This is a genomic window from Paraburkholderia phenoliruptrix (assembly GCF_047325075.1).
Classification (GTDB): domain Bacteria; phylum Pseudomonadota; class Gammaproteobacteria; order Burkholderiales; family Burkholderiaceae; genus Paraburkholderia; species Paraburkholderia phenoliruptrix.
This window is the reverse complement of the sequence record NZ_CP168531.1, coordinates 524149-549480: the sequence shown is the minus strand read 5'-3', so window position 1 is coordinate 549480 and position 25332 is coordinate 524149. Positions and strand designations below refer to the sequence as shown.

25 protein-coding genes and 1 riboswitch are annotated in these 25332 nt (G+C 61.3%); of the genes, 19 read left to right on the top strand and 6 right to left on the bottom strand.

Annotated elements, in window-relative coordinates:
* Positions 1-73: 73 nt before the first annotated feature.
* Positions 74-376 carry an H-NS family nucleoid-associated regulatory protein gene (locus ACEN8U_RS14430; protein WP_006050891.1) on the bottom strand — a complete coding sequence of 101 codons (303 nt, stop codon included), beginning with the start codon at positions 374-376 and terminating at the stop codon, positions 74-76.
* 294 nt (positions 377-670) lie between these two features.
* On the opposite strand from ACEN8U_RS14430, the gene aqpZ reads away from it, so the two are divergent.
* Positions 671-1411: an aquaporin Z gene (aqpZ, locus tag ACEN8U_RS14425; protein ID WP_015004023.1), complete on the top strand. Its 741-nt coding sequence runs from the start codon at positions 671-673 to the stop codon at positions 1409-1411.
* A gap of 506 nt (positions 1412-1917) precedes the next feature.
* Positions 1918-2238: a PXPV repeat protein gene (locus tag ACEN8U_RS14420; RefSeq protein ID WP_015004024.1), complete on the top strand. Its 321-nt coding sequence runs from the start codon at positions 1918-1920 to the stop codon at positions 2236-2238.
* Positions 2239-2354: 116 nt separating this feature from the next.
* On the opposite strand, the gene ACEN8U_RS14415 is transcribed toward ACEN8U_RS14420, so the two are convergent.
* Both ACEN8U_RS14415 and ACEN8U_RS14410 read right to left on the bottom strand, forming a co-directional pair.
* The gene (locus ACEN8U_RS14415; RefSeq protein ID WP_310104287.1) at positions 2355-3176 is read right to left on the bottom strand and encodes a Cof-type HAD-IIB family hydrolase; all 822 of its coding nucleotides are present in this window, start codon (positions 3174-3176) and stop codon (positions 2355-2357) included.
* 162 nt (positions 3177-3338) lie between these two features.
* Positions 3339-4229, bottom strand: a complete 891-nt coding sequence (locus ACEN8U_RS14410; RefSeq protein WP_310104289.1) for a BadF/BadG/BcrA/BcrD ATPase family protein — start codon at positions 4227-4229, stop codon at positions 3339-3341.
* Positions 4230-4330: 101 nt separating this feature from the next.
* Here ACEN8U_RS14410 and ACEN8U_RS14405 point away from each other — a divergent pair, with 101 nt between their 5' ends.
* Together ACEN8U_RS14405 and ACEN8U_RS14400 are read left to right on the top strand one after the other, a co-directional pair.
* The gene (locus ACEN8U_RS14405) at positions 4331-4963 is read left to right on the top strand and encodes a DNA-3-methyladenine glycosylase I (RefSeq protein ID WP_310104292.1); all 633 of its coding nucleotides are present in this window, start codon (positions 4331-4333) and stop codon (positions 4961-4963) included.
* A gap of 348 nt (positions 4964-5311) precedes the next feature.
* The gene (locus tag ACEN8U_RS14400) at positions 5312-5737 is read left to right on the top strand and encodes a hypothetical protein (RefSeq protein WP_310104294.1); all 426 of its coding nucleotides are present in this window, start codon (positions 5312-5314) and stop codon (positions 5735-5737) included.
* Positions 5738-5938: 201 nt separating this feature from the next.
* On the opposite strand, the gene rpsU is transcribed toward ACEN8U_RS14400, so the two are convergent.
* Together rpsU and ACEN8U_RS14390 are read right to left on the bottom strand one after the other, a co-directional pair.
* Positions 5939-6151, bottom strand: a complete 213-nt coding sequence (rpsU, locus tag ACEN8U_RS14395) for a 30S ribosomal protein S21 (RefSeq protein ID WP_006050883.1) — start codon at positions 6149-6151, stop codon at positions 5939-5941.
* 360 nt (positions 6152-6511) lie between these two features.
* Positions 6512-7453: an aldo/keto reductase gene (locus tag ACEN8U_RS14390; RefSeq protein WP_310104297.1), complete on the bottom strand. Its 942-nt coding sequence runs from the start codon at positions 7451-7453 to the stop codon at positions 6512-6514.
* Positions 7454-7718: 265 nt separating this feature from the next.
* Between ACEN8U_RS14390 and ACEN8U_RS14385 the strand changes: the two genes are divergently transcribed.
* The 13 genes from ACEN8U_RS14385 to ACEN8U_RS14325 all read left to right on the top strand — a co-directional run bounded on the left by ACEN8U_RS14385 (position 7719) and on the right by ACEN8U_RS14325 (position 20883).
* The gene (locus ACEN8U_RS14385; RefSeq protein ID WP_028361450.1) at positions 7719-8864 is read left to right on the top strand and encodes a flagellin; all 1146 of its coding nucleotides are present in this window, start codon (positions 7719-7721) and stop codon (positions 8862-8864) included.
* A 156-nt stretch (positions 8865-9020) separates the two neighbouring features.
* The gene (gene fliD, locus ACEN8U_RS14380) at positions 9021-10526 is read left to right on the top strand and encodes a flagellar filament capping protein FliD (RefSeq protein ID WP_015004031.1); all 1506 of its coding nucleotides are present in this window, start codon (positions 9021-9023) and stop codon (positions 10524-10526) included.
* A gap of 3 nt (positions 10527-10529) precedes the next feature.
* A complete protein-coding gene (locus tag ACEN8U_RS14375) occupies positions 10530-10844 on the top strand; it encodes a flagellar protein FliT (RefSeq protein ID WP_015004032.1) in 315 nt (104 codons plus the stop codon).
* 274 nt (positions 10845-11118) lie between these two features.
* Positions 11119-13482 (top strand): tetratricopeptide repeat protein, encoded by a 2364-nt coding sequence (locus ACEN8U_RS14370; protein WP_310104302.1) that lies wholly within the window; start codon positions 11119-11121, stop codon positions 13480-13482.
* Positions 13479-14630: a DegT/DnrJ/EryC1/StrS family aminotransferase gene (locus tag ACEN8U_RS14365; RefSeq protein WP_015004034.1), complete on the top strand. Its 1152-nt coding sequence runs from the start codon at positions 13479-13481 to the stop codon at positions 14628-14630. Before ACEN8U_RS14370 ends, ACEN8U_RS14365 begins: the two co-directional genes overlap by 4 nt.
* Positions 14627-15667, top strand: a complete 1041-nt coding sequence (locus ACEN8U_RS14360; RefSeq protein ID WP_310104307.1) for a ketoacyl-ACP synthase III — start codon at positions 14627-14629, stop codon at positions 15665-15667. Before ACEN8U_RS14365 ends, ACEN8U_RS14360 begins: the two co-directional genes overlap by 4 nt.
* 11 nt (positions 15668-15678) lie before the next feature.
* On the top strand, positions 15679-15906 hold the full coding sequence (locus tag ACEN8U_RS14355; protein WP_015004036.1) for an acyl carrier protein: 228 nt from the start codon (positions 15679-15681) through the stop codon (positions 15904-15906).
* 10 nt (positions 15907-15916) lie between these two features.
* On the top strand, positions 15917-16981 hold the full coding sequence (locus tag ACEN8U_RS14350) for a ketoacyl-ACP synthase III (protein WP_310104310.1): 1065 nt from the start codon (positions 15917-15919) through the stop codon (positions 16979-16981).
* Positions 16978-17742, top strand: a complete 765-nt coding sequence (locus ACEN8U_RS14345) for an SDR family NAD(P)-dependent oxidoreductase (RefSeq protein WP_015004038.1) — start codon at positions 16978-16980, stop codon at positions 17740-17742. The genes ACEN8U_RS14350 and ACEN8U_RS14345 overlap by 4 nt, the downstream gene beginning before the upstream one ends.
* Entirely contained in the window at positions 17742-18374 is a 633-nt protein-coding gene (locus tag ACEN8U_RS14340) for an acetyltransferase (RefSeq protein ID WP_041745880.1), read from the top strand. Before ACEN8U_RS14345 ends, ACEN8U_RS14340 begins: the two co-directional genes overlap by 1 nt.
* A 1-nt stretch (position 18375) precedes the next feature.
* Entirely contained in the window at positions 18376-19467 is a 1092-nt protein-coding gene (locus ACEN8U_RS14335) for an aromatic ring-hydroxylating oxygenase subunit alpha (protein WP_015004040.1), read from the top strand.
* Positions 19468-19491: 24 nt separating this feature from the next.
* The gene (locus ACEN8U_RS14330; RefSeq protein WP_015004041.1) at positions 19492-20070 is read left to right on the top strand and encodes a class I SAM-dependent methyltransferase; all 579 of its coding nucleotides are present in this window, start codon (positions 19492-19494) and stop codon (positions 20068-20070) included.
* A 9-nt stretch (positions 20071-20079) separates the two neighbouring features.
* Entirely contained in the window at positions 20080-20883 is an 804-nt protein-coding gene (locus tag ACEN8U_RS14325) for a phytanoyl-CoA dioxygenase family protein (protein WP_310104319.1), read from the top strand.
* Between the two features lie 173 nt (positions 20884-21056).
* On the opposite strand, the gene ACEN8U_RS14320 is transcribed toward ACEN8U_RS14325, so the two are convergent.
* Complete coding sequence (locus ACEN8U_RS14320) at positions 21057-22067, bottom strand: sodium:calcium antiporter (protein ID WP_310104322.1); 1011 nt, start codon at positions 22065-22067, stop codon at positions 21057-21059.
* Positions 22068-22172: 105 nt separating this feature from the next.
* A riboswitch (yybP-ykoY riboswitch) is annotated at positions 22173-22349 on the bottom strand.
* 365 nt (positions 22350-22714) lie between these two features.
* Here ACEN8U_RS14320 and ACEN8U_RS14315 point away from each other — a divergent pair.
* On the top strand, positions 22715-23410 hold the full coding sequence (locus tag ACEN8U_RS14315) for a DUF6680 family protein (RefSeq protein ID WP_310104324.1): 696 nt from the start codon (positions 22715-22717) through the stop codon (positions 23408-23410).
* Between the two features lie 120 nt (positions 23411-23530).
* Positions 23531-25114: an anti-phage dCTP deaminase gene (locus ACEN8U_RS14310; RefSeq protein ID WP_310104326.1), complete on the top strand. Its 1584-nt coding sequence runs from the start codon at positions 23531-23533 to the stop codon at positions 25112-25114.
* The last annotated feature ends 218 nt before the right edge of the window (positions 25115-25332 follow it).

Sequence of the window (25332 nt, the reverse complement as noted above, 5' to 3'; positions counted from 1 at the left end):
CGATTAGTACAGTCCGCTAAACCCGGACTCCCGCTCGTCCTTCAATCCGCTTTCGCGCCCACTTGCGAACAACTCAGCTCGCGCCAATCAAAAAGCGTTCACGGTTCTTGCCGACGATCCACTTGGGCGGTTTGCCGCGGCCGCTCCAGGTATTACCGGTTTTCGGGTCCTGGTATTTAGCCGGCAGCGGCGCCTTCTTGGGCGGGCGCCCGCGCTTGGCGGCCACTGCAAAGCCGAGGTCCTGGGCAGTCAGGCCGTATTCGGCGATTTTTTGGCGGATGTCGGCTATCACATTGTCGATTTCCGTGCGGCGGGCTTCTTCTGCTTGTGCCTGCAATTTGGCGATCTGCGCCTTGAGGTCTGCATATTGAGACATTCCGGTTCTCCCCTTTAGAACTCATTCGCCTCGCAGACTAACTGTAATTATAAAAATTCGCAATGGATAACAATACCGATTTAGGAAGCTATCTTCTGATAATTATTAAAGCTGGGTGAATTGTAAAACGGCTTTATCGCGGAATAATCGGTAAAAAACGGGCTGCATTGACAATTCTTGACACTCGATTGGCGACTCTTTCCCTAGAATTGGACGTTCACAGGCACACGCCTAGGTTAGCTGTGCGCCCTGCCTCTGTGCTTCCAGGCATCAACTATTTTAGGATTACCAATCATGCAGTTGTCAAAGCGCCTCGCCGCCGAGCTGTTCGGCACTTTCTGGCTCGTGCTCGGGGGCTGCGGCAGCGCGGTTCTCGCGGCGAACTTCGCGGGCCCGGTGCACGGTCTCGGCATTGGCTTCGTCGGCGTGTCGCTCGCCTTCGGACTCACCGTACTGACCATGGCCTATGCGATCGGCCACATTTCCGGCTGTCATCTGAACCCCGCGGTGAGCGTCGGGCTGACCGTGGCCGGGCGCTTTCCGGCTCGCGACCTCTTGCCGTACATCATCGCGCAGGTCGTGGGCGCCGTGCTGGGCGCAGCGGTGCTGGCGCTCATCGCGTCGGGCAAGCCCGGCTTTGAGCTGGTTGCGAGCGGCTTTGCCAGCAACGGTTACGGCGAGCGCTCGCCGGGCCATTACTCGCTCGCCGCGGCGTTCGTCTGCGAGGCGGTCATGACGGGCTTCTTCCTGTTCGTCATTCTCGGCGCGACCGACAAGCGCGCGCCCGCCGGTTTCGCCCCCATCGCCATTGGGCTGTGTCTGACCTTGATTCACCTGGTTTCCATTCCGGTCACGAACACGTCGGTGAATCCGGCGCGCTCCACGGGTCCGGCGCTCTTCGTCGGCGGCGCCGCAGTGGATCAGTTGTGGCTCTTCTGGATCGCGCCGATTATCGGCGCCGTGGTCGCGGGCGTGCTCTATCCGCTGATCGCGGAAAGCCGCGGCGGCAGCGCGCAGAAACTTGCGCTCGACTAATGGCGGCGGGTTGACCGGAGGATCAAAGGCGGGCGCTGAGGCGCCCGCTTTGTTTTGGCGCGGCGCACTCGTCCGCCGTGGCGTAAGGGCGGCGTTCTCCGCGTTGTGCGTACCGTTGCCCTTCGGTCGTTGGGTGCACGCTTCCCGTTAGGCTGAGGTCCTGCGGTGGTCCGCATCGCGCGAGGCCAAGGCAGTGAACTTGATTAATTCCGTTATACAGATGTAAGCCGCGATTACGCGCTGCGGACCTCGACGCGGCTTCCGCCCAGTGCCACGACAGCACCAGCGCCGCCCGTCTCGCCCCACACCGCGCTGCGACAGGCTTTTCCCGAATACCGCGCGACCCAGGCATCGCACCGCGCGACAACGCCGCCCTGCGCCAGCCCTGCGACGATGCTTGCAGTCCGTAACATCTAGTCGCAGTACCGCCCCGGCGGAATGCGTAGATTGGACCTGTGCGACAAACATACGTCGCTTCACAAGCAGGTCTCTCGCAGGAGAAAAACATGAAACGCATCGTCACTCAATTGCTGGTTGCCGCGGGCCTTGCAGCAGGCGCATGCGGTGTCGCGCAAGCCCACACGGACCTGAACATCGGCCTGTCGCTCGGGACACCGGTCTACACGCGAGCCGCGCCCGTGTACCCGGCACCGCAACCGGTGTATTACGGTAACGGCGGCTGGGACCATCGCTACGATCGCGGCGATTACTATCGCGGGTACCACCGTTATGAGCACGGCTGGGACCGCAATGACCGCCATTGGGGCTACGACGACCGCGGCGGCCGCGGCGACCATGGCGACCGCCGTGGCGGTTGGCGCGATTGAGCCGGCGCCCGCAAGACCGGGCCTTGCCGAAGATCAAGGTGCCGTATGAGCCGGCCCGCCGTTGCGTAAAACAACTGCGGGCCGATTTTCTTCAAACGATAGGCCGTGCTGGCGCTTCAGGCCATTAGTTCGTCGTCGAGTGAAAAGAGCTTGCGCAAGTGGTGCGCGACGCCCGCCTCGAAGTTATTGCCGATGCGCGGCACGTTCGGCAGCCGCGTCATCAGGTCGGGATTCGCGTTGTTCATCATGAACGGGTGTCCGGCCGTTTCGAGCAGGTCGATATCGTTCATGTTGTCGCCGAAAGCCACGCAGTGCGCGGCGTCCACGCCCACGCGCCCGAGCACGATTTGCAGCGCGCGCCCCTTTGAAACATTCGACGTCATCACTTCAAGGCAGTCGGGCAGCGAGTAGGTCACATAGACCGCGTCGCCGAATTCGCGCGCGAGATTCGCGGCCACCTGCGCGAGATCCGCCGGGTCGCCAATGTAAAGAACCTTGGCAATGTCCGCGCCGTCATGCGCGAGCAGTTCGGCCACCTCGTAGGTGAAGCCCGAGTCCTGATGAAACTTGAGCAACTCGGGCGCATCGCGGTCGATCAGCCACGCCTGATCGGCGAACAGGTTGACGATCACGCGACCGTGCGCGCCGACAATCTCCGGTTGCACGAGGCGTTGTACGACGGCGGGCGGCAAATCGTCCGCGTGGATCACCGTGTTGTCAGGCGCATGGATGCGCGCGCCGTTCGACGTAATCAGATACGGCTTGATGCCGAGAATGTCGCGAATACCCGCTACGTCGCAGAAATGACGGCCCGTGGCAATCACGAATTGCACGCCGTCACTTTCCAGCTTGCGCACGGTGGCGACCGTGAACGGGTCGACCTGGTGGTCGGCATTGAGCAGCGTGCCGTCGAGATCCGTGGCGATGACTTTATACATGGTGAAGTGGCGGGCAGCGTCGAAGGCGGTATTTTACCGTCGATGGCGCGACGCACCGGAGCGCTTTCCGCACAGTGGCTTGCACGATGCGCGCTATGCCGGCCGCTTTGCTATCTATATTGAGCCCCGCGTGCGCCCGCCAGGCGCCGCGCGACCCTCCACTCAAGCCTCGCCCGCGAGCCGCGCGGCTTCGCGTTGCGCCAGTTGCAAAGCGCCGTGCGCGGAATCCCCCAAGGGCTCGCGCAAGCGCGGCTGGTGCGCTTGCGGCACGTACTCGCGCAACGGCGCGCCAAGGCCGCCGCACAAGGCAACGGGCAGGGTCGCCGATGGATCGAGCGCCGCGATCATCTTGCCGATTTCAATGCCCGCCTCGCCGAGCAGCCGCGCGGCAAAAGGATGTGCGCGATGCGCGATCAGAACCCGTGCAAGGCTCGCGTACGCCGTCTGATTCGCCTCGCAAAGCCACACGACGAGCTCATCGCGATCGCGCGCGCCGACGTGGGCGAGGAGCGCCTGCGCGAAATCGTCGTTCGGGCCGCGCCCGTCGAGCGCGTGTTGTGCATGGACAATGGCGCGCACGCCGAGCCAGGCTCCGCTCGCTTCGTCGCCCGACGGGAAGCCGTAGCCGCTGACCATGCGGCATTCGCCGCCGTCGCGGTCTGCCGCCGCGCCGACGCTGCCTGTGCCGAGCGCCACGATCACACCGCAGGCGCCGCCGTGCGCCCCGAGCAGCGTGGTGTAGGCGTCGCTTTCTACGGCAAGACCCGCGAGGGCCGGCGCTTGCGCACGGAACGCCGCGAGCCAGTCGCGATTGTTCACGCCCGCCAGCCCGCAGCCCAGCACGCAGCGCGACCAGTCGAACGCGGCGCCGGCTTGCCCGAATGCGTCCGCGCAGGCGGCCGCGATAGCCCGCCATGCACGTTCGACGCCAAGTCCCAGGCCCGACGGCCCGCTCGCCGCCTGCGCCAGCTCGCGCCCCTGTGCGTCGGCGAGCACGATTCGCGTGCCGGTACCGCCGCCGTCCACGCCGATCAGAAAGAGGTCATTGTTCATCGATTCAGATGCGTTTCCTGGGAAATGTGCATAGCGTGGCAGGTCTGTTTCGATCCCGCAATTGGCCGAACGGCTAGCTTGCGGCGCCGATCCGATCCGCTATGCTGGCGAGCGACATCACAACGGGGAGCGCACAATTGACACAGCGATGCAACTGGGTATCGAGCGAGGCGCTCGCACACTATCACGACACCGAATGGGGCGTGCCGTCGCGCGACGACCAGCACCTCTTTGAAATGCTGGTGCTGGAAGGCTCGCAAGCCGGCCTGTCGTGGTCCACCATTCTGAACAAGCGAGCGGGCTACCGGCGTGCGTTTGCCGACTTCGACATCGACAAGGTGGCGCGCTTCACGCCGAAGCAGGTTGACGCGCTGGTCGCGGACGAAAGTATCGTGCGACATCGCGGCAAGATCGAAGCCGCCATTACCAACGCGCGCGCCGTGCAGCAGATCCAGGCGGAGCATGGGTCGTTCGCCAACTTCATCTGGTCTTTCGTCGACAACACACCCATCCAGAACGAATGGGCGTCGTACAAGAGTGCGCCGGCATCCACAGAAGTGTCCGACGCGCTCAGCAAAGCGCTGAAACGCTACGGCTGCAAGTTCGTGGGCTCGACCATCTGTTATGCATTCATGCAGGCGGTCGGCATGGTCAACGACCACGAGACAACTTGCATGTGCCGCGCACGCTGCGCGGCGCTGGGCAAGAAGAGCCGCTCGCGTAAAGCGGGTTGAGCCGGGTGCGCTAAAAACGGGCGGACCGGCCCGCTTTGCGATGGGCGAGCAAGTCAGCTCAGCCCGCGCTATCCTCGCGCGCCGGCTTCGAGCCGCTATCGGGTAAAGCCCTGCTGCGCTGGCCGCCGAATCCGGCCGTTATACAGATCAAGAGCGCTGGAGAAGAGTGACAACGCCACGGCGTTCGCTGCCGCGAGCCTGCGAGAAGCTCGCTGCGGACAGCGCGCAAACCTTGGAATTGAAGGCGTTTCGCCATGCTAGTCGGGGTTTCGCCGACAAAGCCAGGCGGGATACTGGAACCAGGCGCTCAACAACGAGTAACGACCGCGTGGCATAGCGAGACCAACCATGAAAACTCTCACCTTCCTCACCCATCAGGACATTTTCGACCAGGCCGTCGGTCATCTTTTCGGGCAAAAGCGCGCCGCTCTACTGCCGCGCGGAGGCGGCGCCTACCGCGGCTACTGCGGCGGCTGCCCCGTCGGCAATTTCATCAAGCTGCGCGACTATATGACGGCCATGGAAGGCGTGCCCGTGCGCTACGTCGGCAAGACGCCGGTCGCGGCGCCCGCCTATATGGATGCCGGCATCGCCGCACTCCGCAAAGCGCTGCTGCGCTCGCGCATCAATGTGTACGATCAGGCCACCGTCGACCTGCTCAGCTGCCTGCAAAATGTGCACGACGTGTTCGGCACGTGGGAGTGGAACGAGCGCTTGAACTCGATTGCGCGCCAGTTCGGGCTGTCCGCGCACAGATTGCAAAACGCGGCTTGACGACAGCCGGAGCGCGGCGCCGCCGTGCCGCCCGCTCCGACATGCCGGAAAACCGGCACCCAAAACCTGCACCCAATACGCGCCGAGCGTCCATGAGCGGCCACGACCGCCAAAGCGCAGCCCAGAACGCACATAACAAAACGGCGGTGTGGCTTCTTTCGAAGCTCACACCGCCGTTCCGATCGTGCGGAAAAAGCGTGCTTAGTGCAGCTTCTTCGGCAGCATCTGGCTGCGCAGGCGCTTGTGCAGACGCTTCACAGCGGCAGCCTTCTTGCGCTTACGTGCCGTGGTCGGCTTTTCGTACGATTGGCGCTCACGCAGTTCTGCGATCAGGCCGTTCTTTTCGATGGCGCGACGAAAGCGGCGAATCGCCACTTCGAACGGCTCGTTTTCCTTCAGAAGAATCGTCGTCATGTAATTCCTAACTCAATCACTTGATAGGGTTAATTGCGTGGCGGCAGACCGCTCACGCGCCGGCCCTCCGGTCGTTTCGATTCATGGCCAGTAACAGGCAAACGCGGGCAAAACCCGGCCAAACCACGAATGAAACGAGAGGCAAAGCGGCCACGGAGGCCGGAAAAGAGAGGTGGGGAGCTCACCGCGGAACGCGGACAGACGTATTGCAAAAGCCGCGCCTGCTGCCGTTTCGCCAACCTTTCATCAACGAGAAACCGGTGACGAAACAGGCAAAGATCTCAATTCACTCCCGATCATATCAGGAAACTCTCCATCGTACCAGGGGTTTAGGGATTACGCCAGGCCATCCGGAGCGGTTCAGGCGCTGGCATCGTCCAGTTCGCGGATGTCCGCGCCCGTGAGCGTGAGATGAACGGCGGCGACGAGGCTCTCCAGTTGCCGCAGCGAGGTGGCGCTCGCAATCGGCGCCGTCACGCTCGGCCGCGCGATGAGCCACGCCAGCGCGACGCTCGCGGGCGTGCTGGCATGGCGCGCGGCCACCCGGTCCAGCGCGCCGAGGATTCTCAAACCGCGCTCGTTCAGATATTTCTCCACGCGCCCCGCCCGCGCTTTGCCAGCAAGATCTTCCTTCGAACGATACTTCCCGGAGAGAAATCCGCTCGCCAGACTCCAATATACGACCACCCCGAGCTGATGGGCGAGCGCGACGGGCTCGATATCGGTTTCATAGCCGGCCCGGTCGTAGAGGTTGTATTCCGGCTGCAACACCTGATACGCGGGCAAGCCATGCCGGCGCGCAAGCGCCAGCGCCTCCTCCACCCGCGCGCCGCTGTAGTTCGACGCGCCGATCACTCGCACCTTGCCCGCCTCGATGAGCCGCTGATAAGCGCCGAGCGTCTCGGCAAGCGGCGTTGCGCTGTCGTCGTCGTGGGAAAAGTAGATGTCGATGTAGTCGGTTTGCAGGCGCCGCAGCGAATCTTCCACGGCCGCCTGGATATTGGCGGCCGAGAGCCCCTTTCGCTGCGGATGCTTCGACACCTTCGTCGCCAGCACGACCCTGTCGCGCTTGCCGCTCTTCCTGAACCACTTGCCGATGACGGTTTCCGACTCGCCGCCCTGATGGCCTGGCGCCCACGCGGAGTAGACGTCGGCGGTATCGATGAAGTCGAGCCCGGCGTCGACGAAGGCATCCAGGATCGAAAAGGAAGTGGCTTCGTCGGCGGTCCAGCCGAATACATTGCCACCGAACATTAGCGGCGCGACTTGCAATTGCGAGTGCCCAATGCGGCGTTTCCGCATGATTTCTCCCGGCTTTATCTGAAGAGAAAAAGAGAATACGCCGCCTTTCCAAATCCCGCAGCGCACTCGGCGGATCCCTTGCGAACCGTTGCCCGGCGCGGCCTGCGAGCCTTATCTCGCGAACTGATCGGGTCCCGATTACAGAAAGTTCCTCAAGTTTTTTTTAGGGGCGCCGTCAACCTTCACTGAGGCGGCCAGCAATGAACGAAGCTTCCGCCGATGCCAATGTGGCGTATTGGGCTCAGGCTTATTTAGGAGATTTTCCATGCTCGGAATCAATAGCAATATCAACTCGCTGGTTGCACAGCAGAACCTCAACGGCTCGCAAAGCGCCCTGTCGCAAGCTATCACCCGTCTGTCGTCGGGCAAGCGCATCAACAGCGCGGCTGACGATGCAGCAGGTCTCGCCATCTCGACGCGTATGCAGAGCCAGATCAACGGCCTGAACCAGGGCGTGTCGAATGCAAACGATGGCGTGTCGATGATCCAGACCGCATCGAGCGCATTGTCGTCGCTGACTTCCAGCCTGCAGCGTATCCGCCAGCTGGCCGTGCAAGCGTCCACCGGTTCGCTGTCGTCGAGCGACCAGGCCGCACTGCAGAAGGAAGTGTCGGCGCAGATCGCTGAAGTGAACCGTATCGCGTCGCAAACGACGTATAACGGCACGAACATTCTGGACGGCTCGGCAGGCAGCGTGTCGTTCCAGGTCGGCGCGAACGTCGGTCAGACGATCAGCCTCGACCTGAGCCAATCGATGTCGGCAGGCAAGATCGGTGGCGGTCTCGTGCAAACGGGTCAAACGGTTGGCACGATCGCCGTCAGCCTCTCGGCAACCGGCGCATACACCAGCTCGGGCGCAACGATCACGTCGATCAACGTGCTGTCGGACGGCAAGGGTGGCTACACCTTCACCGACCAGAACAACACCGCGATTACGTCGGGCGTGGCAAACGCGATCTTCAGCGCAGGCACGGCAGCGGGCACCGGCACCGCCGTCACGTCGCTGGCACTGAGCTCGGCAGCACTGCCGACGACCGGCGCAGCATCGTCGGCAGCAATCGCAGCGGTCAACCAGATCAACGCGATCAACGCACCGCCCACGGTTTCGGGCCTCGACATCAGCACGGTCACGGGCGCGAACCAGGCGATGGTCTCCATCGACAACGCGTTGCAGACGGTCAACACGCTGCAAGCTGCACTCGGCGCGGCGCAAAACCGCTTCTCGTCGATCGCAACGTCGCAGCAAGCCGAATCGACCGACCTGTCGTCGGCACAATCGCAAATCACGGATGCCAACTTCGCACAAGAAACGGCAAACCTGAGCAAGGCGCAAGTGCTGCAGCAAGCCGGTATCTCGGTCCTGGCGCAAGCTAACTCCAACCCGCAGCAAGTTCTCAAGCTCCTGCAGTAAGAGCCGCCGCGGTAAAGGCGATGCGCCCTGCGCAAGCGGGCGCATCGCCAGATTCAAAACGACGGGAGGCATGCCTCCCGCCGTGCGTTTCCGCCTTCCAATGATGTAGCATCGCGCAGCATCTGATACAGATTTCCGACGCCGGGAGCATTCTGCATGTCCACGATCTCAACTTCGTCTTCCACGGCTAGCGCCAACGCCGCGCTGCAGTCGGCCGCTCAATCGATTATCAGCGGCTCGACGGGCAATTCGTCCATGGACGTCTCGACGCTCGTCACAGCACTCGTGAACGCGAAGATCGCCGGACAAACTGCGGCTCTTACGGCAAAACAGACTACCGACAACACGACGCTCTCCGCCTACGGCGCGCTGAGTTCCGCGCTAAGCGCGTTGCAGTCTGGCATAGCCAGCCTGGCGAACGGCACCACGCTGAGCACCTTCTCGGCGACGGCGACCGGTACCGGGCTGACCGCGACGGCCGGTGTCGGCGCCGTGGCCGGCACCTACTCGGTCAACGTCACGCAGATTGCGAGCTCGCAAGCCCTGTCGTCGGCAGCCTTCGGCGCCACGACGCAACTGGGCACCGGCACGCTGTCCATCTCGCTCGGCGGCAAGTCGATGGACATCAACGTCGACAGCAGCAACAACACGCTTTCCGGCATTGCCGCGGCAATCAACGCAAACAGCAGCAACCCGGGCGTGACGGCAACGATCGTCACCGGCACGGACGGCGCGCACCTCGTGCTGCGTGCCGCCAACACCGGCGCGGCCAACGTCATCAACGTCTCGACCAGCAACATCACCACTGACAACGGCTTGTCGAGCCTCGGTGTCACCTCGACTGCGAGCACGACGGGCGGCACGTCGACGATCGTGTCGGCGAATTCGAGCCAGGCCTGGACGCAAAGCGGCTACGCGCAGGACGCCGAGTTCACGGTCGGCGGCATCGCGGCGAGCAGCTCGAGCAATTCCGTCACCACCGCGATTGCGGGCGTGACGATGAACTTGACCACCGCAGCAGCCGGCACCACGCAGACGCTGACCATTGCGCAGGACACCACCGCGCAGAACACCGCCATCACCAATTTCGTGAGCCTCTACAACACCGTCGTGACGACGATGTCGACGCTCACCTCCTACACGGCCGGCGCCTCGTCGCAAGGCGCATTGCTGGGGGATTCGACGCTCCAGACGATCAAGAACACGCTGGCCACGATCGTCGGCGGTTCGGTCGGCTCGGGCAGCGCCGGCGCCACGTTGGCGGCGATCGGTATAACGCTGAAGGACGATCCCGCCGACGGCACCCTGGTGGTCAACAATAGCGCGCTGAACACGGCGCTGACGAGCAGTCCGGCCACGGTCGCGTCGCTCTTTAACTCGACCAACGGTATCGCCCAGCAACTGAACAGCAGCATCACCACATTCACGCAGAAAGGCGGCATCATCGACACGCGCAACACCGCGCTGAATGCCGACCTCGCCAGCATCACCAAGCAGCAGTCCTCGCTCGCCGACTACACGACGCAGTTGACGAACCAGTACCAGGCGCAGTTCACCGCCCTGAACACGCTGATGGCGACCATGAACAACAACTCGCAATACCTGACCGCGCTATTCGGCGGCACGAACAGCGCGGGCGCGCTGGCGAGCAACAAGGGCTAAACCATGACGGCGCATAACCTGAACCAGATGGAACTGGTCGAACGCGTGTTGTCCATTACGCGGCAGATCCAGCAGGCGGCCGCACTTGCGGACTGGCCAGAAGCGGCGCGTCTGACGGAACTGCGCTCGCCGCTGCTCATGTCGCTTACTGCGGACGAGACGCCTGCGACGCTCGACAAGATCCGCCAGATTCAGGCCATCGACGCAGCGCTGCTCGCCGACGCCGCACTCACGCAACAGGAACTGCACGAGGAATTCGAAGCGGCGATGGGCCGCACCAGAGCGGCCGGCGAGTACCAGCGCATGGCCAGCCTGTAAAACACGGCCCCATACCGCCTGACACAAAGCCGGGCGCTGCCGCGCCCCCGCAAAGCCGGTTTCCCCGGCCAACCCGACAATAACAAGAAGTCCGCGCCGAAGTGAGGTGCGCTCGCTTCCTCAGCCCGCCTCGCGCGGGCTTTTTTCTTGCCTGGCGGGTTTCCGCGCCCCCGCCCATACGCTAAACAGACGGCCTTTTCACCGTCATCTCCGCGCATCGGAAAGCTGTGCCCCGCAGCACAATTTCTTCCATAGACGATTCTGCGCCGAGACCATGACTCTCCTGTACGAACAGCCATCTGCTGAAATTCTGACGCCCGAGCAGCAACTCGAGCGGGACATTGCGCTCGTGTTGCAAACCGCGCTGGAGCACCATCACAAGGGCGAGTTCGACGATGCGCAAGCGCTCTATCGCGCCATTCTCGACGCGAAGCCGAATCACGCCGACGTCATGTACAACCTGGGCGTGCTGCTTGGCCAGGTCGGGCAGGCGGCAGACGCGTTGCCGCTGTTCGAGCAATGTCTCGGCCTGCAACCGCACAACGGCCAGTATTGGGCGGCTTACATTAGCGGCTTGATCGACGCGGGCGAAACCGCGGCCGCGTGGCTCGCTTTGGAGATGGGCCAGAAGCAGGGTCTGAAGGGCCCGGCGGTGGACGGCCTGATCGTTCGCATGGCGAACCCGGGCCTGACGGTGCAGACGGTTCCGGTAGCAACGGAAAAACCGCAGTCCCCGGAAGCCGAGCCGCCGCAAGAGACGCCGGCCGCCAAAACCAGCATCGCTGCGGGCCGCCGCATCAGCCAGCAGGAAACCAGCCGCTTCACGTCGCTGTACAACAAAGGCAATATCGCCGAGGCCGTGAAGCTCGGCGAGTCGCTGACCCAGCGTTTCCCTGCCGACGGCAACTCATGGCGCTGGCTCGGCATCGCGCTGCACCGTCAGGGCCGCTACGACGATGCGCTCCCGCCATTGCGCAAAGCTGCCGAACTGAACCCCGAGGAGCTGGAAACCCGCACTGTACTCGCGGATACCCTGCGCCTGAAAAACATGCTGGCGGAGGCAGAGCGGGAATGCCGTGCAATCGTCGCAATCAATGCGGACAGCGCCGAGGCACAACGTATCCTCGGCATAGCGCTGGTTCATCAGGGACAGGTGGCCGAAGGCCTCGCCGCCGCACGCCGGGCAATTGAAATTGCGCCCAACAACGCGTCGGTGCATAGCTCGCTTGGCGTGCTGCAGCTCGATCTCGGCCTTGTTCAGGAAGCCGAGGAATCGTTTCGCACCGCTTTGCAAAAAGATCCGAAAGACGCGATTGCGGCGAACAACTATCTGTTCGCACTCTCGCACAACCCGACGATCGACCACGACACGCTGTTCGCCGAGCACACCGGTTTCGCGCGTCAACATGAAGACCCTGTGCGCTCGCAATGGCCAAACCATGCGAACAAGCGTTCGCCGGATCGCAAGCTGAAAATCGGCTTCGTTTCAGGCGACCTGTTCCGGCACGCCGTGGCGTCGTACCTGCTGCCTATCCTCGAGCATCTCGCAAAGGACGATAGCCTGTCGCTGCACGTGTACAACAACCACGTCCTCGAAGACGACTACACGCAAGCGTTGCGCGCTTGCGCCGACACGTGGCAGCAGATCACCGGCATGCCAGACGCGCAACTGGCCAACAAGATCCGCGACGAACGCATCGACATTCTGTTCGATCTGTCCGGACACACGGGCCGCAACCGTCTGCTGACTTTCGTGCGCAAGCCGGCGCCGATCCAGGTGACGTGGATGGGCTATCCGGGCACCACGGGCCTCAGCGCAATGGACTACTACCTCGTGGACAAATACGGTGTCCCGTTCGGCGCGCCGGAAAGTCAGTTCTCCGAGAAGATCGTGCATCTGCCTTCGAGCGCGACGTTCCTGCCCGAGAAGAGTGCGCCGCCCGTCAACTTTTTGCCGGCGATGCATAACGGTCACATCACCTTCGGCAGCTTCAACCGTCTGAACAAGCTGCGCCGCGACGTGATCGCGCTGTGGGCGGAGCTGCTGCGCGCGCTGCCGGACGCAAAAATGCTGCTCGGCGCGATCGCCACTGATCAGGACGAACAGATGCTGATCGACTGGTTCACCGCGGAAGGCATCGACCGTGAGCGCCTCACCTTCCGCCGCCGTTCGAGCATTCCGGTGTATCTGCAACAGCACTTCCACGTCGACATCTGTCTCGACACCTTCCCGTACACGGGTTCCACCACGGTGCTCAACTCGCTGTGGATGGGCGTGCCGACGCTGACCATCGCAGGCAGCACGCTGGCGAGCCGCGCCGGCACCACCTGGATGTCACATGTCGGTCTGGAACAGTTCGTTGTCGCAAACAAGGAAGAATTCGTCGCGCGCGGCGTGGCGCTAGCGTCCGACATTCCCGCACTCGCCGAAATCCGCATGAGCCTGCGTGAACGCTGCGCTGCGTCAGCGGCATTCCGCCCGGATGTGGTCGCCGCGGGCGTCTCGCGCGCGCTGCGCATCATGTGGCAACGGTGGTGCGCCGGCGAGTCGGCCGCCGCCTTCGAAGTTTCGATGGACGACCTCAGCGGCGCGCTCAATCGGTCGCCGATGTTGTCAGATAAAGGAGACACCAAGTGAACGCACCTTTGCCGCTGCGCGTGGTCGAGCCGCAGGCCGATGAGCGAATCTACGTCACCCAGCCTCATCTTGCGCCGCTGGAAGAGTTCATCCCTTATTTGCGCCAGATCTGGGACAGCAAGGTACTCACCAACGGCGGCCCGTTTCACCAGCAGTTCGAAAACGAACTGTGCAAGTATCTCGGCGTGCGGCATCTTTCGCTGTTCACGAACGGCACGCTCGCGCTCCTCACCGCGCTTCAGGCGTTGCGCGTGACGGGCGAAGTGATCACGACGCCCTACTCGTTCGTCGCGACCGCGCATTCGCTCGTGTGGAACGGCATCAAACCGGTATTCGTCGACGTCGATCCGGACACGCTGAACCTCGATCCCGCGAAGATCGAAGCCGCCATCACACCGCAGACCACCGCCATCATGCCGGTGCATTGTTACGGCAAGCCGTGTAACGTCGAGGCCATCCAGAAGATCGCCGACAACTACAATCTGAAGGTGATCTACGACGCCGCGCACGCATTCGGCGTGCAGACCGACACGGGCAGCGTGCTCGAATATGGCGATCTGGCGGTGCTGAGCTTTCATGCCACGAAGGTCTTCAACACCTTCGAAGGCGGCGCGATCATTTGCCAGGACGCGAAGACCAAGCAGCGCATCGACCACCTCAAGAACTTCGGTTTCGTCGACGAAGTGACCGTGGTCGCATCGGGCATCAACGGCAAGATGAGCGAAATCAATGCCGCGTTCGGCCTGTTGCAGCTGCAGCACATCGACGAAGCACTGGCGCGCCGCGCGCAGATCGACGCGGTTTATCGCGAGCGGCTTCGCGACATTCCCGGCATTCGCTGCCTGCCGAAAGGCGGCGAAAAGGTAGCGAACCATTCGTATTTTCCGATTCTGGTCGGCCCGGAATTCCCGGTGAGCCGCGACGTGCTGTACCAGAAGTTCCGCGACCACGACATCTACGCGCGCCGCTACTTCTACCCGCTGATTTCCGATTTTCCGATCTATCGCGGGCTTCCGTCCGCGCGCCGGGAAAATCTGCCTGTCGCACATGCGGCCGCGCAGCAAGTGCTGTGTCTGCCGATTTTCCCGGCACTCACCGACGGCATGCTCGATCGCATCGTCGGCATTATCGCGGACTGCCGGTCATGACGTCCCCGGTTCAATCGAGCGGGGTGCAGGCGCGCATTCTCGATATCGCCGGGTATCTGCCGCAGCAGATCCTGACGAACGATGAACTTGCCGCGCTTTATCCCGAATGGTCGGCGGACAAGATTCTCGCCAAGACCGGCATTCGCGAGCGGCATATTGCAGCGGCCGGACAAACCGCTGCGGACCTCGCCTACGAAGCGGCACGCAATCTCTTCGCCCAGACCGCGGTGAGCGCAGAGGACGTCGATTTCGTGATTCTGTGCACGCAGGCGCCCGACTATGTGCTGCCGACTTCCGCCTGCCTGTTGCAGGACCGGCTCGGCATTGCGACTCGCGCTGGCGCGCTCGACATCAATCTCGGTTGCTCCGGCTATGTGTATGGGCTTTCGCTCGCCAAGGGCCTCGTCGAAACCGGCGCCGCGCGGTGCGTGCTGCTGCTGACCGCCGACACCTATTCGAAATACATCCATCCGCTCGACAGGAGCGTGCGCACCCTGTTCGGCGACGGCGCGAGTGCGACGGCGATCGTCGGCTCGACAGACGGCAGCGGGTCGATCGGCCCATTCGTGTTCGGCACCGACGGCCGCGGCGCGGACAACCTGATCGTGAAGGCGGGATTGTTCCGCGAGCCGAAAAGCGTCGCCAGCGCAATCGAGAAAGAAGACGCCTCCGGCAATGTCCGCACCGACGAGCATCTGTATATGAACGGCGCGGAGGTGATGGCGTTCTCGCTTGCGGAAGTGCCCAAGGCCGCGACGTCGCTGCTCGAAAAGGCCGGCATGGACCGCGAGGACATCGACTTCTTCGTGCTGCATCAGGCCAACCGTTTCATGCTCGAAGCGCTGCGCAAGAAGATGAAGATCCCGGAGAGCAGATTTCCGATCGTCATGGAGCAATGCGGCAACACCGTGTCATCGACCGTACCGCTCGCGCTGAAACAGATGAAGGACGACGGCATGCTGCGGCACGGCAGCCGATTGATGTTGTTGGGCTTTGGCGTCGGCTACTCATGGGCCGGCTGCCTTGTCAATTACTAGTAGGAGCAGACATGGAACACTTTTACGAAGGCATGGCCGAAATTCTCGAGATCGACGCAAGCATCGTTACGCCGGAGCTCGATTTGCACGAACACAACTGGGACTCGCTCGCGGTGGTGTCGACGATTGCACTCGTCGACGACTGCTTCAGCGTGATGCTGAGCGGCCAGGCACTGAACAACTGCAACACCATTGCCGACATCGAAGCGCTGATCAGCACTGCGAAGAAGGCTGCCTGAGGAGTCAAGCATGAGTTCGCCGGACTTCGTCGCAGGCCGCGAGTTACACACGCAATCCGCCCGCATTGCGGGTGTGGTGTCGTGCGTGCCGTCACAGCAGGTGGATAACGACCACTTTGCGGAAAGGTTTGATGCGTCGGCCGTCCGTGATGTCGTCAAGATGATTGGTGTGAACCGGCGCCGTTGGGCAGACGCGCAAACGAGCGCTGGCGACCTGTGCCGCAAGGCCGGCGAAACATTGCTTGCCGGGCTCGGCTGGCAGGCGGACTCCATCGACGCGCTGATCTTCGTTTCGCAAACGCCCGACTATCGCCTGCCCGGCACCGCCTTTGCGTTGCAGGCCGATTTGAGCTTGCCGGTTGCGTGCCTCGCGTTGGATATCAACCTGGGCTGCTCGGGCTACCCGCAGGCGCTGTGGCTCGGCATGAACCTGATCCAGACCGGCGCGGCAAAACGCGTTCTGCTGGCGGTAGGCGACACCATCAGCAAGCTGGTCGATCCGGCGGATCGCTCCACCGCGCTGCTGTTCGGCGACGCCGGCACGATGACGGCGCTGGAGGCGTCGGCGGGCGATGCCCCCGCGCACTTCATCATCGGCGCGGACGGCCGGGGCGTGCGTAATCTGATTGTGCCCGCCGGCGGCTTCAAGCCTTACGACACAACCGCCGACGAACGCATGGCGGGCAAATCGGCGGAATGCCTGTTCATGGACGGCGGCGAAATCTTCAATTTCACGCTCAATGCAGTGCCGAAGCTCGTAGCGCGCACGCTCGAGATTGCCGGCCGCGACAAGCCAACTTACGACGCGTTTCTGTTCCATCAGGCCAACCTGTTCATGCTCAAGCATCTGAGCAAGAAGGCAGGACTGCCGGCCGAGCGCGTTCCGACCAATATCGGTGAATACGGCAATACGAGCTGCGCGTCGATTCCGCTCCTCATGACGACCGAGTTGAAAAACCGTCTGAAAGAAGAAGCGCTGCATCTCGGCATGTTCGGCTTTGGCGTCGGTTATTCGTGGGCATCGGCGGCGCTTCAGGTCGGGCCGCTCGCTATCGTGGACACCATCGAAACATGACTCTCTTCGCAAAAGACTGCCTCGCCGGTGGCCTCTTCCTGGTCACTGGCGCGTCGTCCGGCATTGGCCGGGCGAGCGCGACGCTGATCGCGAGCCTGGGCGGGCGTGTGATTGCCGCTGGGCGCGACGAGGCTCGTCTTCAGGCGACGCTCGCCGGCCTCGAAGGAAGTGGTCACGCCACGGCCGCCGTATCGCTCACTGACGCCGATCAGACCGCCGACTGGGTCAGCCAGCTCGCGCAGACACACGGCACGTTTGCCGGCGTGTTCCATGCCGCCGGCGTCGAGTTGATCCGTCCCGCCAAGCTCACGAAACAGGACCAACTGGAACAGGTGTTCGGCAGCAGTGTTTATGCGGGGTTTGGCATTGCTCGCGCGGCCAGCAAGAAAGATGTGATCGCGAATGGCGGCTCGCTGGTTTTCATGTCGTCGGTGGCGGGATCGACCGGCCAGGCCGGGATGACGGCCTATTCCGCAGCCAAGGCGGCTATCGACGGAATGGTTCGCTCGCTCGCCTGCGAAATGGCTCCGCGCAAGATTCGCGTCAACTCGATCGCGGCCGGGGCGGTCCACACCGCCATGCACGACCGCCTGACGGGCGGCAGCCCCGACGAAGCGCTGGCCGCTTACGAAAAGAGCCATCTGCTCGGTTTCGGCGAAGCGGGCGACGTTGCGCAGTCCGCGCTCTTCCTGCTGAGCGGCGCGAGCCGCTGGATCACCGGCACGACGCTCGTCGTCGACGGCGGATACAAGGTGCGGTGATGACGAAGCGATTGATCGTGGCCGGCTGCGGCGCCTTTGCACGCGAGCTGATCAACTGGGCGCAAGACGCGGCGGACGCCGGCAGCGGCCCTGCCATCAGCGCTTTTCTCGACGTCAGCCCGGCCGCGCTCGAAGGTTATCCGTACCAACTGGAATGGCGTGGCGACATCGACGACTATTGCGCGCGGGACGGCGAAACCGTCGTGGTCGCAGTCGGCGATCCGGCAGCCCGGCGCGACGTGGTTGCGCGTCTGCGCGCACGCGGCGCCGTGTTCGCGACGCTCGTGCATCCCCGCGCTGTCGTCGCGCGTTCCGCCGTATTGGGCGAAGGCGTGGTGGTATGTCCTCAGGCGGTGATCTCGGCTGACGCCCAGGTGGGCGACTTCGTCGCGATCAACGTGATGTCGAGCGTCGGCCATGACGTCAAGCTCGGCGCCTACTCGACGCTCAGTTCGCACGTCGATCTGACCGGTTATGTGCAAACCGGCGAAGGCGTGTTCTTCGGCAGCGGCGCCAAGATCCTGCCCAAGGTCAGGATCGGCGCGCGCGCGAAGGTAGGCGCCGGCGCGATCGTCATGCGCTCCGTACCGGAAGACGCCGTCGTGTACGCCGCTCCCGCGAGGAGGCTGTGAGATGACACTGGACCGGCTCCTGTTCGATGAATACTGGCATCTGGCCTGTCATCGCCGCGAGCTTGCCAATGACGGCGATTTCATCAAATTCGACGGCGTGTCCGGCGAAGTCGTGATCTTCAACGATAGCGGCGAACTCGTCGCGTTCGACAATATCTGTCCTCACCGCGGTGCGCGGATCTACACGGACGCGCACGGCAATCGCCCCGCCACCTGCGGCTATCACGGCTGGACCTATAGAAATGGCACCGTCATCGTGCCGCAAAGGCAACGCTTCAAGGCGTGCGACATCGACCGGGCACGCTTCAAGACTTTAAAGGTGGAGTGGTGCGGCGATTTCGTGTTCTTCGCCGTCAGCCCGCGCATGGGCTTGTATGAGCAGTTGGGAAAGACGGCTGAAATTCTCGAGAACATTTCGTTCAATGTGGATCGCCGCGTGGACCTGAACCGTTACGACTACGAATGCTATTGGCCGCTCGCGGTCGAAAACGCGCTCGAGCCGTATCACATCGATGCCGTGCACGCGGAAACGCTTGCCACATTGCAGCTTGCCGACGGCGAAAACGTGTTCGACGGCGCGAACTCGATCTGGTACGCGCCGCTCGGCAATTCGCGCGTGGCTAGCCAATTGGGCCGCCTGCGCAAGCTGTTTAGCATCGACTACCAGTACGAGGGATATATGAGCGTGTATATCTTCCCGTTCACGATGATTTCCTCGACGTACGGCTATTCGTATTCGTTGCAGCACTTCTTCCCGTCCTGCAATGGCGCGGACCGGACGCACTTCACGAGCCGTCTGTATGCGTCCCCTACCGTGAATGCGAATGCCGCACAGATGCTCGGCTCGTTCTTCGAATCCACTATCCGGATGAACCGACAGGTGTTCGAGGAAGACCACGAAGTCTGCAAGCTGCTGCCCAGGGAAAGCTGGTCGAGCAAGGCGCTTCGCTTTCCATCCGATGCGGAGGCAAAGATCGATCATTTCAGGCAGTCGTGCCGGGCTGTGAGCGAGGCGCGTGTTGCCGTATTGCACCGGATTCAAACATCAATCGAAGAAGACGCTTCGCCTTACACGGCGCGCACTGTCGATTGAAGCCTATACCAGCGAGAGTTCACCATGGCGACGCCATCAAAGTTCGACAACGACACGTTCCCGCTCACGCGCGAACACATGGATGCCTTCGTGCGGCGGACTGCCGACCGGCTTTCCGAAGAGACAGGCAGACTACTCGAAGTCGGCCCGCAGGACCGTTCACTGGTGCGCCAGTGCTTCACGAATTTCAGCGTTGATACCTTCGACGTAGTCGACACCTACAAGCCGACAATCGTCGGCGACATCACCAAGGTCAACGCGGCGATCCCGGAAAGCGCCTACGACGTAGTGGTGTGCATGGATGTGATCGAACACACGCTCAATCCATTCGACACCGTCAAAGAGATCCGTCGCATTCTCAGGCACGAAGGCCACCTGATGATTTCCGCGCCGTTGAACTGGCGTATTCACGGACCGTCGCCGGATTGCTGGCGCATTACGGAGCACGGCTGGAACGTTCTGCTGCGCGACTTCGATATTGTGGAAATCGACATTCTCGAATCGCCGGGGCGAGAACTCTTTCCGTTGAAGTACAACGTGCTCGCGAAGTGCAATAAGTTCAAAAACACACAGGATAACGAACTGACGTTCCGGTTCATCTAAAGTGCTGACATGAAAAAGACTCTGGCATCCGTCGAGGCGGTCGTCGATCAGATTGCTTCCGATACGTTTAATCCCAGCGTATTCAAAGAGACGGGCGTATTCGTGATGCGCAATGCGATCGCGCCGGCCGTGGTGCAGGAATGGCAAGCCGAATGGCAGGCTTTCTATGATGCCCAGCTCGCCGAAAGCCGCGCCGTGAACAAGGCCAATCCTGTTTCGCTCACGGAGCAGTTGCCGCCGAAGCTAGCCGTCATGTACAAGGAACCGGCTTTCGCCAAGGTCTGCAAGCAGATCTTCGGCGAGCACGTGGCGCTGTACAACCACCGCTTCGTGATAAAAGATAAGTTCAGTCCGAACAAGGTGTTCCTGCATCAGGACAGCTGCTATCACCTCGGCAACCTGAACAAGTGCAGCCTGTTCGTGCCCCTTAGCGAGGTGAACGCGGACAACGGCGGCATGACCTTTTACGCGGGTTCGCACAAGCTGGGTGTGCTCGGCGACGCCGGCGAAATCAATCCCGACAGTTTCGATTTCGAGTGGCCGAAGATCACGCCCGAGTTGAGTCCCGGCGACTTCGTGATCATGAACAGCGCGCTGTGGCACGAGTCCGGCCCGAACGTATCGGGCATTAACCGCATTATGGCCGACACGATCGTGCAGCCGGCGGACGATCCTACTGGCAAGGATCTGCTTTGCGGCGAATGGCAGACAGAGATATTCTATTCGACGGCGAACTACATCCGCTTTTTTGCGAATTCGCGCGTATTGAAGCTCATCAAGTACGAGAAAGAGCGCGCTGCCGCGGCAGCCTGACGGAGGCTCGCGAGTTCGTCTCCAGAAGCGCCGCCCGGCCTGGCCAAGGGTCATCCGCCGGGCAAGACGCACGACGAAGCACGGCGCCAGTGCAGCGCGGGTACGCGGGCGACGCGCCGGGACGGTGCGGCGCACGGCCGCTGTCGCCACTCGGCGCGCCCATCGAGCGGCGGTCAGCGACTCAACGTGATCGCCAGATAAGTCGCGTAAAGCGCGCCGCACACCAGCAGCGCCCACACCGGCGCGCCCTGCTCGCGCGCATTGAGCCGCAGCCAGGCCGCCGCGGCCAGTGTGATGACGATACCGGTGACGACTTCGATGCGCGGCGTCCATGGCGTGAGCAGAATGCCGATAGCGGGCAGCAAGGTGCCCTGAAACACCATTGCACCGGTGATGTTGCCGAATGCCAGCGTGTCCTTGCCGCGGCGAATCCACAGGATGCTGTTGACCTTCTCCGGCAATTCGGTCGCGATGGGAATAATCAGCAAGGACAGCAGCAGCGGCGACACGCCGAGCACCTCCGACACGCCCCGCACGCCGTGGATGAAGCCTTCCGCGCCCCACACCAGCAAGGCCACCGCGAGCAGCAGCTGGATCGCGATGGTCGCGAGGTTGGTCGGCACGCCGAGTCGCGCGAGCATCATCTTGCCGGGCGCCTCGGTGCCGTGACCGGCATCGACGAGATCGTTCGACGCGCGAAACGTCGCCACCACATAGGCGACATACACGCCGACGAGCGCCACGCTGAACACCGCGCGCACGATTCGCTGTTCGTGCGGCACATACATGGCGGCGGCGGCCAGCAGGAAGGCGAACAGGAAATAGTTGAGATCGCGCGTGAAGCCGGAGCGTTCCGGCCTGACGCGCCCGGCGAGACCGCGCGAGCGCAGCACCGCGAGCGTCATCAGAAAGGTGGACAGGGTGGAGAGCATCAACGGCGCACCGAGGATGGCACCGACACCGATTTCCTCATTGGCGGCATGGTCGGCGGTCCCGCCGACAATCGCGATCAGCGGCACCAGCGTCTCCGGCAACGCCGTGCCGACCGCCGCAAAGAGCGAACCGGTGACGCCTTCGGAGATCTTGAGCCGCTCGCCGAGATGTTCGAGCGCGTTGGTGAAAAGCTCGGCCGCCACGAGAATGACGACGAGCATGGCGGCCAGTTCGAAGAGAAGACCGGTCATGCGCGGCTCCGTGCATCGACGGAAAATGCGCGGCGCGGAAAAGCGCGCGAGAGGCTGGGGAAGGGAAAGCGGGTTTTGACAGCTTGAGGTTTCACAGCGGCTCCCAGGTCGGACGTAAGACGAACCATGACGCACCGCCACCCGTCCGACCAGAACGAAGCTGTGCGCCAATGGTCTCGCCAAACCGACCGGCCGAACGCGCCATGACCCGCAGGCCAAGTATGTTGACGCGCTCTCCTTCACGCGATGCGCAAAAGAAGGCTACTCCCCAGTGACCGGGGGATTCTAGCGGGTGTGGAGGCTTGCAACAAGCTTGCGGGGGTGCAGGGGGTGAGGGGTTAAAGCGGGGGAGGTGGGGTGGGGTGAAGCACTGCGGGAAATAAAAAAGGGCTTAGGCGACGTGGCCTAAACCCTTGATGATTCGTGAAGTTGGCGCGCCCGGCTGGGATCGAACCAGCAACCCCTGCCTTCGGAGTCTTACCGGTGCACCACAGCCCCTTATAAATCAACGCCTTGCACAACTCGCAAACTGCAGAATCAAGGCTAATCAAGGTCAATCAAGGCCAAACCAGCTCGTCCAAACTGTATTTTCACTGTACTGCCCCATTGCGTTAGACTGCATTCCAAACCACAAGGAGCGGGTTTATATGTCTCAGCTCGGCCCAACCGAATATGTGATGGCCGGGGCGACTCTGCTCGGCCCGATTTTCGCGGTTCAGGCACAGAAATGGGTAGAGCGTGCTCGCGAGGCTACGAATCGGAGGCAGTTGGTCTTCGCTACGTTGATGGCGACTAGACAATCGCGCGTATCGATCGACCACGTTCGAGCTCTAAATTCCATCGACCTCGCATTTTACGGGCGACGCGTACTCGGGATTCCCCTCCGGAGCCGGAAGGCTCAAGCAGTCCTCGACGCATGGCACGACTACCATGCGCATCTTTCTATCCCACTCGAACAGCGTCCGAAGACCGAGGCCGAAACTCGGGAATGGAACGGGCGAGGCGACGAACTGTTTACAAACCTCTTGGAGCGGCTCGCTACCGCTACGAAGTTCAAATTCGATCGGCAGCAATTGAAATCTGGCAGCTATTCACCGGAGGTACACGGGACAGTCGAGCTCGAGCAGAATCTCTTACGGCGACTCCTCCTCGAATTGTTGGCAGGCGATCGAACGCTCCCGTTGGATGTCCGGACAATCCAAGTGAACCCAGATGCAGCAGCCAGACAGCATGAATTCCAAGAACGCGTGGTAAACGTTCAGGCGGAAATCGCTACGAAATTGGGCGACGTCGCCGATCGTCTGGCACGTCCACGCGTCAACGAGAACGCTCGCGCCGAATAATCGAGGAATCAACATTTCTTCGAATTGCGCCCGCGAATCAGTAGAAGTAGAGAATTTCCAGTGTGACTGAGACCATCACAACCAGAGAGAGAGGGCAAAATGTCTACAGCAGTGGTAAAAATGCAGAAGAACGATACAAAAAGCGAGGATGTTAAAACAACGCTGGAAAAAAGGGCCTCGAAGGAAATGGTCATCGCTTTCATGGGGGCCGCAGGTTGCGGATTACCCCGAGTGATCACCGAATGCCAGCATCAACTTGAAAGTCTCGGCTACCGTGTCGAAAGAATAAAACTCAGCAAATTTATTAAAGACCACAGAGACACATGGAAGAGCAATTTATCGCCAGACGATGTTGATATTAGCTATCTAGAGAATCAGACCGGGGGTAATTTCTTTAGAAAAATGCATAGCCACGATATATTGGCCCAATACGCCGTCAACCACATCGCGCGCTTTAAATTTGCCACCAACTCAAATGCAGGAAATACCGCAATCGAATTGCCTCAGGTGGCCTATCTAATCGACCAAATAAAGCATCCCGATGAGGCAGCACTGCTTCGCCTGACGTATAGAAACCTCTTCTATCTAGTTGGCGTAATGAGCACCAACAATCACCGACTTGCGCGCCTTAAAGACCAAGGACTGGACGAAAACATCGCAAATCGAATAATGGAGCGCGATCGAAAGGAGACAGAGAGTTACGGGCAACACCTTGAGAAGGCGTTCAAAATGGCTGATTATTTTATACAACACCCGCTTGGCCGGGATGAGGCCATTCCACGGCAAATGGACCGTTTTTTGAAGTTGGCGCACGGAAACAATTCCATTACACCAACACGCCATGAACACGCAATGTATGTCGCGCACGCAAGTGGAATGAAGTCGGCGTGTTTCTCGAGACAGGTAGGGGCTTCAATATTGGACGCAAAAGGGAAGCTAATTGCGGTTGGTTGCAACGATGTCCCACAATATGGAGGTGGACTTTATACCGCCGAGAGCCGAGAAGATCAGCGATGCGCCTACAGGAAGGAAAAAATCTGCGAAAACGATCGACAGAAAAAAATTCGAAAAGATAAAATTCGATCCGGCTTAACCAACGAAATCGCGTCACTCTTTAAAGATGCAAAGACGAAGCTGGCCGTAACATCAAATATCGATTCGATAGTAGACTTAGCATATAAATATTCCGGCATCCCTGATTTGATAGAATTCTCTCGCGCTGTACATGCCGAAATGGATGCGATAGTTTCCGTATCGCGTGAAGGAGGGGCGTCTACTGTTGGCGGCACGCTGTATACAACCACCTTCCCTTGTCATAATTGTGCGCGCCACATCGTTGCCGCTGGCATCGACAAAGTCTATTACATTGAACCTTATGAGAAGAGCCTCGCCCTAGCCTCGCATGGCGACTCAATTGTTGTACTTGATCATGATGTCGAGGACAACGCCAACGTGGACGGAACGCCGGCGCCTCCCAATCAAGTGAAATTTATCCATTTCGCAGGGGCCGCACCAAGGGTTTACCCCAAGTTCTTTCACCGCGACAAAAGGAAAGACGGGGACGGCAATTTTGTCGAGTGGAGCGGTGAGAATGGTTCGTCCAAAATCATGGTGGAATATCTCGACTCTTATCGCGATTTCGAAGCGAAAGTCTCACAAAGATTCGAGGATGCATTTCCGTTGGAACCTGGCAACACGGGTTGACACCGCCTTGCTGCACCGCGTTGTGTGACCTATATTTGCGCCAAGCAGCTTGTGGTACTATCCCGCGCTGCACAAAGGAAGGAAAGCCATGAGAAAAGATGACCACGAGGCTGGCCAGATGTCTCTGGATTTCACTCTGCCAGTCGGCGAGCGAGAAATGACCGACCGGCGGCCGCCGAAAAGACCACTGCTGAGAGTGATCGTTTCCGACTCAGGCC